This window comes from Bradyrhizobium sp. B025, assembly GCF_042257955.1.
GTDB lineage: Bacteria > Pseudomonadota > Alphaproteobacteria > Rhizobiales > Xanthobacteraceae > Bradyrhizobium > Bradyrhizobium diazoefficiens.
On the sequence record NZ_CP170150.1, the window covers coordinates 1,459,642 to 1,475,874 of the forward strand.

The window sequence follows — 16,233 nt, forward strand, 5'->3', positions numbered from 1 at the left end:
ACGTATGCGCATCTGCGGAATAAAGTTGACACATGACGGAGCAATTGCTGTCGTCGAGGACGGTCGGCGTCTTTTTTGCGTCGAGCAAGAGAAGCGCGGCAATGGTCCTCGCTATCAGTCCGTCGACAATCTCGATGCAGTCGTCTTCGCCTTGGCGGAGCATGGCCTGAATCCGCGCGACATCGATCAGTTCGTGATTGATGGCTGGGACGGGGAGAATGAATCGCAGTTCCAGCTCCTAAGCGGAGCGGTGCCGGTCGCGCTAAAAGGCGCGCCATATGTCGAGCGTCATGCTGAGGGCCTCCTTGATTCCGTCGACGGCTATGGCCTCCTCCTCGGAGGCGAGGAGTTTCCATATAAGAGCTACCCGCATGTCACGGGCCATGTCGCCTCAGCATATAGCACCAGTCCTTTCGCCAGCGCGGGGAAACCCGCGTTGTGTCTGGTATGGGACGGCTGTATCTTTCCACGCCCTTACTATGTCGAGCCCCAGGGCGCGCGGCTCATCGGATCGCTGTTTCCGATGATTGGCCATGCCTATGCCGCCGCGGGCCTTCACTTCGGCCCATACCGGCAGCCGAACCGCTCCAGTTGGGATTTGGGCATTGCTGGCAAGCTGATGGCCTACATCGAGCTTGGTTCCGTGGACGAACGCATCGTGGAAGTGTTCCAGGAGCTTTATGAAACGCGCTCAGCGGCTGACACGGAGCAGGCTCGTCGCTACCGCGAAAACATCAACAATGCGGAAGCGTCTCTCGCAGTTATTCACGACTTCTTCGAGTCAAGCGCATTGCGCCTGAAGGCCAAGCGCGCGGAGGACGTCCTCGCGTCGTTTCATGTGTTTCTGGAACGTCTTCTCGTTAAGGAGATCGCGATGGTTCTGCTACGGCACTCGTCGCTTCCGGGAGCGCGAAATCTATGCATCGCCGGAGGTTGCGGTCTCAACATCAAATGGAACAGCGCGCTTCGCGCGACCGGATTATTCGATGATGTCTGGGTGCCGCCGTTTCCAAATGACAGTGGCTCGGCAATCGGCGCGGCGTGCGGCGCTATGGCAGCGCAAGATGGCTTCGAGCCGTTGGAATGGTCAGTTTACAGTGGCCCCGCCCTGCAGGAGAGCGAGGTTCCGCCGGACTGGGAGGCGGCGCCGTGCAGTCTGCCTGAACTTGCCTCGATTCTTGCTGACAACAAGCCCGTCATCTTTCTTTCCGGGTGTGCCGGGCTCGGGCCGCGGGCGTTGGGCGGTAGAAGCATTCTTGCGGCCCCAACGTCCCCGGAGATGAAGGATCATCTCAACGACATCAAACGGCGCGAACACTTCCGGCCGGTGGTGCCGATCTGTCTGGAAGATCGTGCGCCGGAGATCTTCAGCCCGGGTACGCCAGATCCTTACATGCTATTCGATCACCAAACCCGGGCGAATTGGCGCGACAAGATCCCGGCAGTGGTACATCTCGACGGCTCGGCGCGGCTGCAGACAATTTCCCGCAACTCTCCTCACAAAATTGCTGCGCTTCTCATCGAATTTGAGCAACTCACCGGCATTCCGCTGCTCTGCACCACGAGCGCCAACCTCCATGGACGGGGATTCTTTCCCGATGCTGCGGCGGCATGCCAATGGGGGCGCGTCGAGCATGTGTGGTGCGAGGGCATGCTCTGGAGCAAAACGGTCATCAAGAAGTCATCGCCTACGGAACGACTTCTGTCAGCCTAAGATGAACATGTCCAATATGGCGATCGACCTTGTCGGCGTGAGAAAGTCATTCGGGGACAAGGTTATCGTCAATGACCTGTCGTTCTCGGTTGCGCGCGGAGAGTGCTTCGGGCTGCTTGGGCCAAATGGAGCTGGCAAAAGTACGATTGCACGCATGCTCCTCGGCATGATTTCCCCCGATCGAGGCAAGATTACGGTCCTCGATGAGCCTGTGCCTTCCCGCGCTCGTGCGGCGCGCGTGCGCGTAGGCGTGGTGCCGCAGTTCGATAACCTTGAGCCCGAGTTCACCGTGCGGGAGAACCTGCTTGTGTTTGGCCGCTATTTCGGCATGAGCGCTCGCACGATCGAAGCGGTTGTGCCCTCGTTGCTTGAGTTTGCGCGGCTTGAAAGCAAGGCGGACGTGCGCGTCTCCCTTTTGTCCGGTGGTATGAAGCGGCGGCTGACGCTGGCGCGCGCTCTGATCAATGATCCACATCTACTCGTGATGGACGAGCCGACGACGGGGCTCGATCCGCATGCTCGCCACCTGATCTGGGAACGCCTGCGGGCTCTTCTTGCGCGCGGCAAGACGATCCTCTTGACCACTCACTTCATGGAAGAGGCCGAACGCCTTTGCGATCGGCTATGCGTGCTTGAGAGTGGATGCAAAATCGCCGAAGGCAAGCCAGACGCCTTGATCGACGAGCATATCGGCTGCAACGTGATCGAGATCTATGGCGGTGATCTAGATCAACTCCGGGAGCTGATCAGGCCGTATGCGCGGCATATCGAAGTGAGTGGAGAGACGCTTTTTTGTTACGCGCGATGTCCGGACGAAATCAGCGTGCACCTGCGCGGGCGAACGGACCTTCGCGTTCTGCAGCGCCCCCCGAATCTCGAAGACGTGTTTTTGCGGTTGACCGGGCGCGAGATGGAGAAATGAGCGATGGATGATGGTTATGCGTCGGTCATGCCGGCTAATGCGTACAATTGGACCGCGGTATGGCGTCGAAATTACTTGGCATGGAGGAAAGTCGCGCTTGCATCGCTTCTCGGCAACCTCGCAGATCCCATAACCAATCTGTTTGGCCTTGGCTTTGGGCTCGGACTCATTGTGGGACGGGTTGAGGGGACTTCGTACATTGCGTTTTTGGCGGCGGGTATGGTCGCGATTAGCGCTATGACATCCGCGACCTTTGAAACTCTGTACGCAGCCTTTGCTCGGATGGATGTCAAGCGCACCTGGGAGGGAATTTTGTTCACACAGCTCACGCTTGGCGATATCGTTCTAGGTGAGTTGGTGTGGGCGGCCAGTAAGTCCGTTCTAGCCGGGACAGCAATCGGGATTGTCGCTGCCACCCTGGGTTATGCATCCTGGACGTCGGTTCTTTGTGCGATACCGACAATCGCCCTTACGGGCCTTGTCTTCGCCAGCCTGGCAATGGTCGTCATATCTCTTGCGCCAACTTACGATTACTTCGTGTTTTACCAGTCGCTCGTCCTTACGCCCATGGTGTTCTTGTGTGGCGCGGTCTTTCCGACGAGCCAAATGCCCGACTCATTTCAGCACTTTGCCGGCTTGTTGCCGCTGGCACATTCGGTCGACCTTATTCGCCCAGTGATGCTTGAGCGCGGCGCCGACAATGCCGCCCTACACGTAGGCGCGCTCTGCGTTTACGCGGTCTTGCCCTTTTTCGCGTCGATCGCGTTATTTCGGCGCCGCCTGCTGCGTTGACGTGAGTTCAGCGAAACGGAGAAGTCAAAGCGATGCAGTGTCATGATGCGTTCCGCGGTAGCTCGCGAGTGACCTGGTCTGTCAGAGCAGCTTGTGAAACGGCCTTGAGAAGCCGCGATCGAGCCAGCTCTACGGCCGCCTGTTCGGCCGATCGGACCTTGCAAAGTCGTGTTGTGCTGCCTGGCACGCGCACCGGCTGCGCGTGACTGTACAGATTAGATCGGTGGGACGGCATGGCCTTCCATGGAGAACGGGATGTTGAGCATAGGACTGAGTGGCGGCCTTGACAGAATCTATGAAAGCTCTCCGGAGCTGCCGAATACATTTCTTCACGATGGCGCTGCGGTACTTGTGCAGGACGGCCGCGTAATTGCTGCTGTCGAAGAGGAGCGCCTCAACCGCGTCAAGCACTCCAACAAGTTCCCCAGCAATTCGATCCGATACTGCCTTTCTACCGCAGGAGTCGAGCTCGGCGACATCGACCGTATCGCGTTCTACGCGACTGAAGCTTACTGCAAAGCCATGCTCGAGCGCCTTTCTGTTTCTCAGCCCGTTCCGTTGGACCCCAAACTGTTGCTGCGGCAGCTGTTGGCACGGGAATTCGGGGCCGAGATCGATCCGTCCGGGTTTCCTTCGTGAATCACCACGAAGTACATGCCGTGAGCGCGTTTGCCATGTCCGGGTTCGAGCAAAGTCTGGTGTTTGCGATCGACGGCGGGGGCGATTTTCTCTCAGGCTTAATGGCGGTAGGGTCCGGGACCGTAATTGCGCAGCTTGTAAGTTTCCCGGAACACAACTCTCTTGGGCTGTTCTATCTCGAGACGATCCGATATCTCGGCTGCGGGATGTTCGACGAATACAAAGTGATGGGGCTTGCACCGTATGGTGATCCCGATCGCTATCGCGAGCTCTTCGCGCAGTTCTACGAGTTGTTGGACAGCGGTGGCTATCGCGTTCACCTGGATCGAATCGGACCAGCCCTTTTGCGCAACATCCAGGTTCGGCGAAAGGGAATGCCATTCACCCAACAGCATCGAGATGTCAGCGCGTCGCTGCAGGAAGCGCTGGAGCGGATCGTGTTTCACACCCTGCGGCACCATCGTAAAGCGACGGGCATGACACGCCTGTGCCTAGCTGGCGGGGTGGCCCATAATTGCACGCTGAACGGTAAGCTGCTTTATTCCGGGCTATTTGACGACATCTTTGTTCAACCCGCGGCGCACGACGCCGGTTGCGCACTCGGCGCTGCATTAATGGTATCAAGCGAGCTAGGCAGGCCAGCGCCGCGCGAGCGACTGCCGGACGTTTATTGGGGGCCCGATCTTGGGAACGAGCAAGCCACAGAGCTTGAGCTCAACGCATGGTCAGGCCACCTCGACATTCAACGAAGTGATGACATAGCATCCAGTGCGGCGGACTGGATGGCAAATGGCGCTGTAATCGGCTGGGTTCAGGGGCGCTCTGAGTTCGGCCCACGTGCGCTTGGTAACCGCAGCATTCTAGCGGACCCGCGGCCTGCGGAAAACAAGGATCGCATCAACGCGGTGGTCAAGAAGCGCGAGAGCTATCGCCCCTTTGCGCCATCTGCATTAGAGGAGGATGCGAGCGAGTTCTTTGAGCTCCCCGACGGCACGCGGCAGCTCCCCTTCATGAACTTCGTAGTTCGCGTGCGTGAAGCCAAGGGTAACGTGCTCGGTGCGATCACGCACGTTGATGGGACGGCTCGGCTGCAGACCGTATCGCGCAAGACAAACCCCGCCTACTGGGACGTCATTAATGCGTTCAAGAAGCGAACGAGCCTTCCGATTCTTCTAAATACCTCATTTAACAACAATGCCGAGCCGATCGTGCAGTCCGTGTCAGATGCGATCACCACGTTTTTGACGACTGATCTGGACGGACTTGTTGTTGGGCCGTTCCTCGTCAGGAAGCGGCCAGCATCACTGCAGGATTGGAGTGCGCTGGCTGCGTCATTGCCGCCGTACGCATCCCTTCATCGTGTTCGCTCCCACATAGCGCCAGATCGGCAGGAAACGGTCTGCGAGATCCGCATGGGACATTCCGCCCACTCTAGTATGCGTATCTCACCTGAGCTTTTCGAGATCTTGATGCGAATCGAGGGCGAGGCGTCGCTCGGGTCGCTTTTCGACACAGCCCTGCTGGACCAGGCCAAGCGTGAAGATCTTGTGAAGGAATTGCGGCTCGTATGGGAGCTTCGGGGCGTTCGCCTGCATCCGCTGCACGCGGCTTGCCGTCACGATAATGTACAAAGCGGAACATAGCCATGACTCATGCGCATGGCCACGCCCATGCGTGCATGTGAGGGGACCAGGCCATCCGATGCAGAGCGGGGCATCGGGCATCGGGCTTCGGGCAGGTCGATGCAACACCGTTGAAGAAAGGACGATCGTATTGAGAGAACGCGGCCCGTCACGGATAGCCCTGCTATGAAGTTCTACCGATGCAGCTCGCCGGCACCGCGATTTCAGGCCGTGACGCCGGGCGAGAAGATACGCGAGACGTCTGTACTGACGTCTCTTGTCCAACCAGGAGCGCGCGAAAAGGCAAGGCAGATGGTTAGCGGTTCGAGCAATGATCGGTTCGTAGTGTCCCGGCGACGTACGGGGTTTGGCGACTGTCTGTGGTCACTCGCGGCAGCCTGGCGATTTGCAAAGCAGACAGGACGGACGCTAGCCATTGATTGGCGGGGATCTTGTTATCTTGATGAACCATTCACCAATGCCTTTCCAGTCTTCTTCGAACCGGTTGAAGACATTGGCGGAGTGCGAGTAATTTGCGATGACGACATCAATACGCGTTCGTTTCCAGGACCATTCTTTCCAACATGGTGGAACAAGCCATCTTTCGATTGCATCTATCGACCGGACGAGCAGATTTTCAGGGAACGCGATCAACTCGATCAACTGTTCCAAAGTCAGAGAGATAGTGACGCTAACACGGTTGTGTGTGATGCCTGCCTGATGTGGCGCTGCGATCAGGAAGCGGAACGCGAAATCTTCCGGAGTATTAAGCCGCGGCCTGAAATTCAGGCCCGGATTGATGCTATCTACCGCGAGCACTTTGAGCCGTACAGCGTAATCGGCATTCATGTCCGGCATGGCAATGGCGAAGATATTATGGGGCATGCCCCTTACTGGGCGGACACGGAGCGCGCCTTGCGGCAGATCTACAATGCCATTGATGAGGCCAGGAGTTTATCCCACGCAAAACCTGTGAGGGCGTTCCTGTGCACGGACAGTGCGCTCGTCCTCGAGCAGGTTTCGGTTAAATTTCCCGATGTCTTCGCGATTCCAAAGCAGTTCCAGGCGCCTCAAGCGGGCCCATTGCACCATCCCGCCCTCGGAGCTGAAGGCGGCTTTTCTGCCCTCACCGAGATGTATCTCCTTGCCCGCTGCGACACGGTGATCCGTTTTCCGCCAACGAGCGCTTTTACGCGCTATGCGCGTCTTTTCGCCCCACGCGTTATAGAATTCGATTTGAACGATCCGGGCCGGTTGATCCTGATTGAAGACAACTCGCAAGCGCTTATGGCTTCGTGAAAGTCGCAAACCCGCGTGATCGATCTCACCGCCGCTCTTTACGTCCGATAGCCGTGGAAGTTCTTCTCCGGGCGACGATTTTCTGGCCCGCGGGCTGTCATTGCCGCAACGTTCCAGGGGCGAAGAGAACGAAGCCGCGGCCGAATGCGTTCGGCTAAGGCGCGGCTTCGACAACAACGGCCCTAAAGTGCCGCTGCGTTTTACAGAAGGAGCACGCCTTCGTCTTCGCTTCGGGCGGGCCGCAGACGGAAGCTAAACAACGCTCAATCACGGATGAACATTTCAGCTCGCCAGCTCATGCTTGGAACTAGCGCCGCGAAATCCAGTGCCGCTCAGAGCATGGCGCGATAGATCAAAAGTGGCCGCCGACGAATCTAACGTGCAAGCTTGGTACATCAGTTTTATGTTGGGGCGGCTAATGGCCGTGGCCGTTATCCCCGGGCATTTTTCGACTTCGACGAGAGGCGCCGGCCAGCCGCAGGCTCGTACGGTTGTGCGATCGTGAAAGCGAACGCGGGCTGGGTAGCCCTTTCATGAAGCGGGCGAGTGCTCGCGAACTTACGTAGCAGAGTCACCATCGCTGTCAGAAAGCTCACCTCCGCTGTCTTGAATGCGCCAAGCATTCCGCGTGCGCGACATTAGGACGCAAAACGGAAGCGCATTTACGTACATCGCAGTGGCGCAAATCCTGCTACGCGTGCGCGGGCGCAAAAGTAGAGGAGGCGGCCGTGGGTCTCGATCTGCCAAATGACAATCTGATCCGAGGTCCGCTGCCCGAAGCACATTTGGATCGCCTCGTTGACGCCGTTAATGCGCGCGTTGATCGTGGAGAACTGAAGGTGATGTTACTCACCGGCGCATCGCGCGGAATTGGCCATGCCACTGCCAAGCTATTCTCGGAGGCAGGCTGGCGCATCATTTCTTGCGCACGCCAACCGTTCGACGGCGAGCGATGCCCCTGGGAGGCTGGGAATGACGATCATTTCCAGGTCGACCTCGGCGATCATCGAATGCTGCCGCGCGCAATCACCGAGGTTAAGAAACGCTTGGCCGGTGCGCCCTTGCACGCGCTGGTGAATAATGCGGGTGTGTCGCCGAAAACGCCCACAGGCGATCGGATGACATCGTTGACCACCTCAACCGATACCTGGATGAGGGTCTTTCATCTTAATCTGGTGGCTCCGATCCTGCTGGCGCAGGGTTTGTTTGATGAGCTAAGAGCCGCGTCAGGATCGATCGTGAATGTGACTTCAATCGCGGGCTCGCGGGTGCACCCATTCGCCGGTAGCGCCTATGCGACCTCGAAAGCTGCGCTTGCGAGCCTCACACGCGAATTGGCCCACGACTATGCGCCGCATGGCATTCGCGTCAATGCGATCGCGCCCGGCGAAATCAGGACCGACATGCTGTCGCCCGACGCGGAAGCGCGCGTCGTGGCAAGTATCCCGCTGCGCAGAGTGGGTACTCCGGACGAAGTGGCCAAGGTCATCTTCTTCCTATGCTCGGATGCGGCGAGCTATGTTACGGGTGCCGAGGTGCCGATCAACGGTGGCCAGCATCTGTGAAGCGGCCGGCCCGGCGGCGAAGCTGACTTGAGCTTCCCAACGGACTCACGTTCTCCGCTGACCACGCGCATACAATCAACAGAAAATGAATCGAAGGCACACGGCAAGTTTACTGTCGTGCCATGAAAAAGTGTCACGGTTCGATGTCATCTCGTCAACACTTGGCGCTAGATCGAGAGTGACATGCAAAACGAACCTCGCCAATCCGGACATGGGTCCAGGGAGGATGATCAAGGAAACGGAGACAGGCTTATGCTGCATATCCCCTCCTCGAGCGAAAGACCTGCCTCGCAGCCGGAACCGGAGCGTGCCCCCCCGGGGGAGCCGTCGCATGAGAGCGCGCTGGCCGGCATCTACGAAATATCGAAAATACTAAATGCTCCCGGCCGGCTCGAAGTCACCTTGGCCAACGTTCTCGGTCTTCTGCAATCGTTTGTGCAGATGCGACACGGCCTCGTCTCGCTGTTCAACGATGACGGCGTTCCAGAACTTACAGTTGGCGCCGGCTGGAGCGAAGGCACTGACGAACGTTACCGGACGTGCGTGCCGCAGAAAGCAATCCACGAGATCGTAGCGACAGGCAGGTCTCTTATGGTCGAGAATGTAGCCGCCGAGACGGCCTTCAGCGCTGCCGACCGGGAGGTTCTCGGCGCCTCTGATAGTATACCGGTAGCGTTCATCGGGGTCCCGATTCGCGTTGATTCGACGGTCGTTGGTACGCTGACGATCGACCGTATCCCGGAAGGCAGTTCAAGTCTTCTCGAGTACGATGCGCGGCTGCTCGCCATGGTCGCGAACGTGATAGGACAAACGATCAAGTTACATCGCTTGTTCGCCGGCGATCGCGAACAATCGTTGGTGGACAAGGACCGGCTAGAGAAACAGACAGTTGATCGTGGGCCGCCCGCTCGCGAGCGCAAGCAGCTTCAGGCACACGGGATCATTGGCGACAGCCCGGCGCTGAGCGCACTGCTTGAGAAGATTGTCGTTGTAGCCAGATCAAACAGCACGGTTCTGCTGCGTGGCGAATCCGGTACCGGGAAGGAGCTGGTAGCCAAGGCCATTCACGAGTCGTCCGTTCGTGCTAAGCGGCCGTTCGTTAAGCTGAATTGCGCGGCGCTCCCCGAGACGGTCCTGGAATCGGAATTGTTTGGCCATGAGAAAGGTGCCTTTACCGGTGCTGTCAGCGCCCGCAAGGGGCGCTTCGAGCTTGCTGACAAAGGGACGCTATTTCTTGACGAGATCGGAGAGATCTCACCTCCGTTCCAGGCGAAGTTGCTGCGAGTTCTGCAAGAGCAGGAGTTCGAGCGCGTCGGCAGCAATCACACGATTAAAGTCGATGTTCGGGTGATAGCTGCGACCAACAGGAACCTTGAAGAGGCTGTGGCAAGGAGCGAATTCCGCGCGGACCTCTACTATCGTATTAGCGTAGTTCCCTTGTTGTTGCCGCCGCTTCGCGAAAGACGCAGTGATATTCCGCTGCTCGCAAGAGAGTTCCTCAGAAAGTTTAACAGCGAGAACGGCCGCTCTCTTACTCTGGAGGCGAGTGCGATCGATGTACTGATGAGCTGTAAATTTCCGGGAAATGTCCGCGAACTCGAGAACTGCATCGAGCGGACCGCGACACTCAGTGCCGGAACATCGATTGTAAGAAGTGACTTTGCATGCAGCCAAGGCCAATGCCTTTCCACGACGCTTTGGAAAAGCACATCGTATGGCAAGACAGACCCGGCGGCACCGATGCAACCGGTGCCTGCAAAGTCCATCATCCCGCTGGCTGAAACGGCCCCTCCGCCGCAGGCTGTCTGCGAACCGGGCTCATTGGCACCTTCCGGCACAGTTCTCGTTAGTGGTGCGAGAATGGCTGATCGCGAGCGGGTCGTTGCGGCTATGGAAAAGTCTGGCTGGGTGCAGGCCAAGGCAGCGCGCCTACTCGGGCTAACCCCGCGCCAAGTCGGCTACGCGCTGAGGAAATACGGAATCGAGATAAAGCGGTTCTGAGCGCCCCGCATCGGCCTGGACTGATTCCGCCAAATCGATAAGTGAAGACGGTCCGCGTAGTTAATCTAGCAATCTGAGGGGAATGGACCGCCGGGGGCGTCGGCTTGCCACGACCCCGAGAAGGGCTCAACTATTCAGCGACAGATGGGGCGGAGAGCCTCACTTGCGAGTCGCACAATCGCGAACCGCCGGTTGCTCGAAATGCAAAGAGCTATCATCCTTATCTCAATCAAGCCGGATTGGCGAACGCAATGCTTAATGACCCTCGACCGGTCCGGGCCTGCAGGGGATTAGCGGCAGTCAATCCGCAAGCAGTCCCGCCGCCACTTGCCAGCGTGGTGCTGCGAAACAGCGCTGTCCGAGCCTGCTTTGTGCCGGCATCCCTTTCAGGAAGCGCGGGGTAGAGAGGGCGCACTACCCGGTGTTAAGCCTTGTGACAGCGAGCGGTCCCAAGCGGCGGGGATGGTACAAGACTTGCTGTTCTCTTCCCAACTGACGTAACTTTAGGAGCAACACCTTGCATAATATTGTCTGCATCAAGCAAGTTCCGGACTCGGCGCAGATCCGCGTGCACCCCGTGACCAATACAATCATGCGTCAGGGAGTGCCGACCATCATCAACCCGTATGACCTATTCGCGCTCGAGGCCGCGCTGGGGCTGCGCGATCGGTTCGGTGGCGAAATTACCGTGCTTACCATGGGGCCGCCATCGGCAGAGGAGTCGTTGCGAAAGGCGCTGACTTATGGTGCTGATCGCGCCGTCCTACTTACTGATCGCTGCTTTGCGGGCTCGGATACGCTGGCCACTACGTATGCGCTTGCAACAGCGATCCGGAAAATTGGCAAGGAATATGGTCCGGCAAACCTCATCTTCACGGGAAAGCAGACCATCGACGGCGATACAGCGCAGGTTGGTCCTGGCATCGCGAAGCGACTGGGCGTAGGGCAGCTAACTTACGTTGCGAAGGTCAGATCCGTGGACGTCGCCAATGAAACAATTGAAGCGGAGCGGCGCTCGGAAGGCGGTGTGCAGGTTCTGCACACTAGGTTGCCCTGCCTCATCACCATGCTTGAGGCGACGAATCAGATTCGGCGAGGCGCGATGGCGGATGCCTTGCGTGCCGCGCGAGCCAAAATCGTGAAATGGAGCGCGCAAGATGCAGGTGTCGAAGACATCTCCAAATGTGGGCTCAAGGGCTCGCCGACTGTCGTCAAACGTGTGTTCGCTCCCCCTGCGCGGGCCGAGAGGGCGGCGCTGGTTGAGTCCGCCGAGCAGCCGGCGCAGGCGCTAATAGACGCAATCTTCTTGAATCAACCGAAGCTCGAAACCGATCTGGCGACACTTGCTCGTGACGCCCGATCTGGACTGTCCGGGCAATGTTAGCAACGCGCTCCAAGAAATGTATCAACGCTCGCACCCGAGTCGATGAGAGCGCAACATGTCGTTGTGCAACGCGGTAAGCTACCATAAGAGTTTGCTATGCCATCCGTCGATCTCGCCATCGGCTGAGGCCGCATGTTCCGTAGAGCACGTTATCGCTACGATCGAGTCCGGAGCCGCCCAGGATTGCCGGGGCACGGCCAAACAGGCCTGCGCATATTTCAGATCTTCCGTTTTGTCGTGTTCGACCGTGGAAGACCATTGCGTCCTCCGTACCGGTCGCGAGCAAAGACGGAATACGTCAGCAACCCGGGTCACCATGCTAGCGCTGCCGTCTGCACGTCCAAAGCCCTGTCGCTGGCTTTAAGGAGCAAAGCCAACCTATGCGGCGCCTTTGAAGCAATCCGCCAATTCAGCAGCCGTGTGTATGTGAACAGCCGCTGTTTCGTTCCTGACGGCGGTGCGCAGCCTCTCAAGTGCTATGCACTTGCTATGAGGATAGGTCACAAGTGTTATACCAGCTTCTTCGGAATCTGACGGAGCAAATTCAAGAGTTGGCATGATGGTTGCTGTTAGCCAGTAAAAATTAAGAGGGGGTAACCGCGAATGCGAAGAACAGGCGAGCGGCATGCCACGAACGACCTGAGGCCCTGTGAGGTCGGTAGGCACGAATTGGATTTTACAATGCTGTACCAAGTTGACAGCGGTTCGATGAAATGGCGGCAGCAGCAACCGCGAGGGCTTCATTCATTTGCTCAGGCAGCCAAAGCTGCACCGCGCGACTAGGCGTGTCATTCGCGCATGCGGCATTAGCATCAGAATGGCATGCGCGGCGAAGTATCCAAGACGATTCTCCGCGCGCATGCTCGCCGTGGCTGCCATTGCGGCATCGGATTGCTGCTGGACTGGAAGCCAACCGGATCCTCGCCGCTCCCTCAATGAACGAAGTCCCTTCGATGCGCATGACCAGGACAGAGAAGACCGCAATCTGCCGTGGCCAGGAGAACGACGAAAGTTTGCGTGAAAGGTGAACGCAACATTAGGCCCTTTGAAGCCAATGAACTCAGCGCGGTCAATAGTCGGCCCGGACATGAAGGTAGCTTCGTCAAGGACCGTTTCGCTTCTCATCTGCAGGGAGTCAAATGATATCTCAAGCGTCTCGATTTGCACCGGATCAGCCTCCGAAGTTATCCTGCGAGTACTTGACTGAGCGAGTGCGAGCCTTGTTCGGCCCGCATCCGTTCGCCTCCCAGATGTCCGGAGACCAGGTCGCCAGCCTGCTGCCTGAATACCTAGCGATGTCACAGGCGTTCCCGTACCTGCAGGCAGGGTCGCAAAGGGACCTCATATTCGATGCAATGCATCAAAATCGGGACATTGGGAGGGACATTGAACTGACCAGCGTGGTCGCGAATTTTATCTGCTGGGATGAGACCGGTGGCCATGGCGGGATTCTCCGGGGCGGCAAGGCGGCGTTGCCCGATATTCTTTTGACAGAAAACTTTCACTCCAACCTCTTGAGAAAGGATGCTGCACGACTACTCGGCAGAGCGATAAGGCCCAACTATAGCGACAGGACGAAGCAGTACCTGCATTCTCTCTATGCCGGATTGTCATCGAAAGACCCCCTGGTTCGTTGCGCCTACATGGTCGCCTTTGAGCTCCATGCTGCAGACATGATCCAGTCGCTGTGGACCACTCTGGTCAAAACCTTCAAGGCGCGGCCGGACGATCTTGAGTATTTTCGCGGCCATGTCGGCGGAGAAGATCCCGCGGAGAAGTACCACGGAGAAATGACAGGCCGGCTGATTGGTGAACTTGTGCAGCCTGGCCTTAATGATCGCTTTTTGAATGAATTCGGCCGAGCCTATCGGCTCAGCGTCCAGTGGTGTCGCGATCTGCTCGGAACGGCGGCGCGTACGGGAGATGATCACTCCGAGATGCAACATCATGGCCGTTGTCATTGCGGCGCTATCAAATTCTACGTCAATGCACCTCGAGAGCTCTCTGCAGTTCGATGCAATTGCTCAATTTGTCAAATGTCTGGATTTGTCCACTTGCTCGTACCTGGCGATAAGCTGCGCATCGAGTGCGGCGAAGAGTTCCTCACGACATACCAGTTCAACAAGAATATTGCGCGGCACACGTTTTGCCGGCTTTGTGGCGTAAAGCCATTCTATAGGCCGAGGTCGAATCCCTCCGGGTACAGCGTAAATATCCGATGTCTGGATAGAAAGACCATCGAGCACTTAAGAATATCTGAGTTCGATGGCGCGCATTGGGAGCAAGCATTCCTGTCAATGCAGCAGGACCCGGAGTCATGCTTCGAAGATCAAAGGAGTGAGCTCGAATGGCGCGCGCAATGAAAGATAAATCCTGTCTTCTTTCAGAAGAAGTCCTGACAAAGTACCGGATTGAGCTGCTAGGGTCTGTACCTAAATAGCGCCACGTGATTCTCTTGCCTACGTGTTGATTCGGGGGCGAGAGAATGCGCGCTGGTTTGTTTTGGCTGAACGACAGGCAATGGGCGCGTATCGAACCGCATCTGCCGAGGGGACTGACGGGGCCGGATCGGGACGACGACCGACGCATCGTCAGCGGCATCATTCACATGCTGCAATCGGGTGCACGATGGCGTGATTGTCCACGTGAATACGGCCCTTACACGACGATCTACAATCGCTTCAATCGCTGGGCCAAGCGAGGACGATGGTGCGCAATCTTCGAAGCGCTGGCCAAGCCTGGCGAAGACGGCGTCGTACTGTCGCTCGACTCGACCTCGATTAAAGCTCACCGGTGTGCCTCCGGCGGAAAAGGGGGGAGCACAATCAAGCAATCGGCCGCTCGCGCGGAGGCCGCACGACAAAAATCCATGCGCTGAGCGATCCGCTCTGCCGGCCGGTCGTCCTGCATCTGACTCCAGGCCAGGATGCCGATATCGCTGCGGCTCCCGATGTCCTGGCGCTCGCGCCACCCATGAGCGTGCTCCTCGCCGACAAAGGGTATGATGGCGACAAGCTTCGCGGCGCAATCATTCGTCGTGGCGCCAAGCCCGTAATCCCCAATAAATCTAACCGTGTCGTCATCCATCGCTTCAACAAACGCGCCTACAAAGGACGAAATGTCATCGAACGCTGCTTTTGCAGGCTCAAGGACTTCCGGCGCATCGCCACGCGATATGACAAGCTCGCCCGTAATTTTTTGGCCGCTGTTCATCTCGCCGCTCTCGTCGCATATTGGCTCAATTGAGTCTGGACCCTAGTAAAGGGGTCCGTCGTAATCGCCCCGCAAATGTTATTCACTCAAGACGACATAGCCAGGATCGATCAGCTGCAGGCTGAGATTCCGGAAGAAGAAGTGCGGGAGGGAGATGCGGGCGACTTGCACAGCGTCTTTGTCCAGCGCGTGAGGGTAGACCCGCCCGGCCACGCGCCTAGCAACGTGAGTGGTACTGCTTCGGGTCAGATCATGGAGCTGCTCGAAAGTAGAGATCGCAGCTTCGCGCTAAGAAAGATCTTCGGAGCATCCGCAGATTACGTGGTTCGCCGATGCCAGATGCATCGTATGCCGCCGGGGTCCTTTATCGGCATTCATTTGGATGCGGCGAGTGATCCGGATTTCGAGTACTCGGTGATTGTGCAGCTAGCGAGAGACTTCGACGGCGGTGAATTCGTGGTATATCCAACCGGGTACGAACAACACGTATTCCGGCCGCCATTTGGCGCTGTGCTTGTCACAACCTGTAAGGTCCGGCATGAGGTAAAGCCGGTATCAAGCGGGGAGCGCCGATCCCTCGTATACTTCTGTTCAAAACGCAGCGGCGTGAACCGCCGGATCATCGAGGGTTCTAACGCTCGGCCCTAGCGTGCCGCGCCTGATATGGGTCTCTGCAAATCGTGGGCTGAGCGAGCTCTCCGGGGAATTGATGGCTTTCCCATCTTGCGGGTCCTTCGTGAGGTCCGACACGAGTCTGGTCGCAAGCGATGGCTTACATTGATCGTACGCGTCCGGTGACGGCCCCTAGTTGGGCGTCTTGAGCGGATGGCCGACCTCGCTCATGGGGCATGAGCGACGTTCTGAGGTTACCAATTCCGGGCGTGAGTTCGTGGACGCGCTTGGCGAGATGATCCAGCAGGCAGGCCAGCACAAGCCTGTGGATCTAGGGCTTGGCTGTGGCGATGAAGTGATCGCTTTGGTCGTGTCATTGTTACTCCAAGCTCTGCGCCCCGATCCGGGCCTTTTCCTCGCCCGTCCATCGTCGGCGACGATCCCAGTGATCACCTCGACGCGACGATCAC

At 57.9% G+C, this 16,233-nt stretch carries 10 protein-coding genes and 1 pseudogene; all 11 read left to right on the plus strand.

The window, feature by feature from the left end:
• The first annotated feature begins 4 nt into the window (after positions 1–4).
• The 11 genes and pseudogenes from nodU to ACE10W_RS06855 all read left to right on the plus strand — a co-directional run bounded on the left by nodU (position 5) and on the right by ACE10W_RS06855 (position 15,799).
• On the plus strand, positions 5–1,714 hold the full coding sequence (gene nodU, locus ACE10W_RS06805; RefSeq protein WP_375762588.1) for a nodulation protein NodU: 1,710 nt from the start codon (positions 5–7) through the stop codon (positions 1,712–1,714).
• Between the two features lies 1 nt (position 1,715).
• Complete coding sequence (gene nodI / locus ACE10W_RS06810; RefSeq protein WP_011084827.1) at positions 1,716–2,636, plus strand: nodulation factor ABC transporter ATP-binding protein NodI; 921 nt, start codon at positions 1,716–1,718, stop codon at positions 2,634–2,636.
• 3 nt (positions 2,637–2,639) lie between these two features.
• Positions 2,640–3,428, plus strand: coding sequence for an ABC transporter permease (locus ACE10W_RS06815; RefSeq protein WP_011084828.1), 789 nt, complete (start codon positions 2,640–2,642; stop codon positions 3,426–3,428).
• Positions 3,429–3,683: 255 nt separating this feature from the next.
• Positions 3,684–5,710 (plus strand): annotated as a pseudogene (locus ACE10W_RS06820) (carbamoyltransferase).
• Positions 5,711–5,875: 165 nt separating this feature from the next.
• Positions 5,876–6,988, plus strand: a complete 1,113-nt coding sequence (locus ACE10W_RS06825) for a nodulation protein NodZ (RefSeq protein WP_011084832.1) — start codon at positions 5,876–5,878, stop codon at positions 6,986–6,988.
• Positions 6,989–7,716: 728 nt separating this feature from the next.
• Positions 7,717–8,553 carry an SDR family NAD(P)-dependent oxidoreductase gene (locus ACE10W_RS06830; protein WP_018646999.1) on the plus strand — a complete coding sequence of 279 codons (837 nt, stop codon included), beginning with the start codon at positions 7,717–7,719 and terminating at the stop codon, positions 8,551–8,553.
• A gap of 252 nt (positions 8,554–8,805) precedes the next feature.
• The gene (gene nifA / locus ACE10W_RS06835) at positions 8,806–10,554 is read left to right on the plus strand and encodes a nif-specific transcriptional activator NifA (protein ID WP_014497807.1); all 1,749 of its coding nucleotides are present in this window, start codon (positions 8,806–8,808) and stop codon (positions 10,552–10,554) included.
• A gap of 517 nt (positions 10,555–11,071) precedes the next feature.
• On the plus strand, positions 11,072–11,938 hold the full coding sequence (locus tag ACE10W_RS06840; protein ID WP_011084835.1) for an electron transfer flavoprotein subunit beta/FixA family protein: 867 nt from the start codon (positions 11,072–11,074) through the stop codon (positions 11,936–11,938).
• 1,211 nt (positions 11,939–13,149) lie between these two features.
• Entirely contained in the window at positions 13,150–14,301 is a 1,152-nt protein-coding gene (locus tag ACE10W_RS06845; RefSeq protein ID WP_014497805.1) for a GFA family protein, read from the plus strand.
• Positions 14,302–14,423: 122 nt separating this feature from the next.
• Positions 14,424–15,184 (plus strand): IS5-like element ISBj2 family transposase gene (locus tag ACE10W_RS06850; protein ID WP_110115815.1). Its coding sequence is split into 2 segments (ribosomal slippage): positions 14,424–14,763 and positions 14,763–15,184, totalling 762 coding nucleotides; the frame shifts between segments, so codons are not numbered across the junction.
• Between the two features lie 315 nt (positions 15,185–15,499).
• Positions 15,500–15,799, plus strand: coding sequence for a 2OG-Fe(II) oxygenase (locus ACE10W_RS06855; protein WP_244611380.1), 300 nt, complete (start codon positions 15,500–15,502; stop codon positions 15,797–15,799).
• The last annotated feature ends 434 nt before the right edge of the window (positions 15,800–16,233 follow it).

Excerpts from the sequence above, each read along its gene's own strand:
- ACE10W_RS06825 (WP_011084832.1), top strand. The coding sequence starts at position 5,876 with ATGAAGTTCTACCGATGCAGCTCGCCGGCACCGCGATTTCAGGCCGTG.
- ACE10W_RS06815 (WP_011084828.1), top strand. The coding sequence starts at position 2,640 with ATGGATGATGGTTATGCGTCGGTCATGCCGGCTAATGCGTACAATTGG.
- ACE10W_RS06855 (WP_244611380.1), top strand. The coding sequence starts at position 15,500 with ATGCCGCCGGGGTCCTTTATCGGCATTCATTTGGATGCGGCGAGTGAT.
- nodI (WP_011084827.1), top strand. The coding sequence starts at position 1,716 with ATGAACATGTCCAATATGGCGATCGACCTTGTCGGCGTGAGAAAGTCA.
- nodU (WP_375762588.1), top strand. The coding sequence starts at position 5 with ATGCGCATCTGCGGAATAAAGTTGACACATGACGGAGCAATTGCTGTC.
- nifA (WP_014497807.1), top strand. The coding sequence starts at position 8,806 with ATGCTGCATATCCCCTCCTCGAGCGAAAGACCTGCCTCGCAGCCGGAA.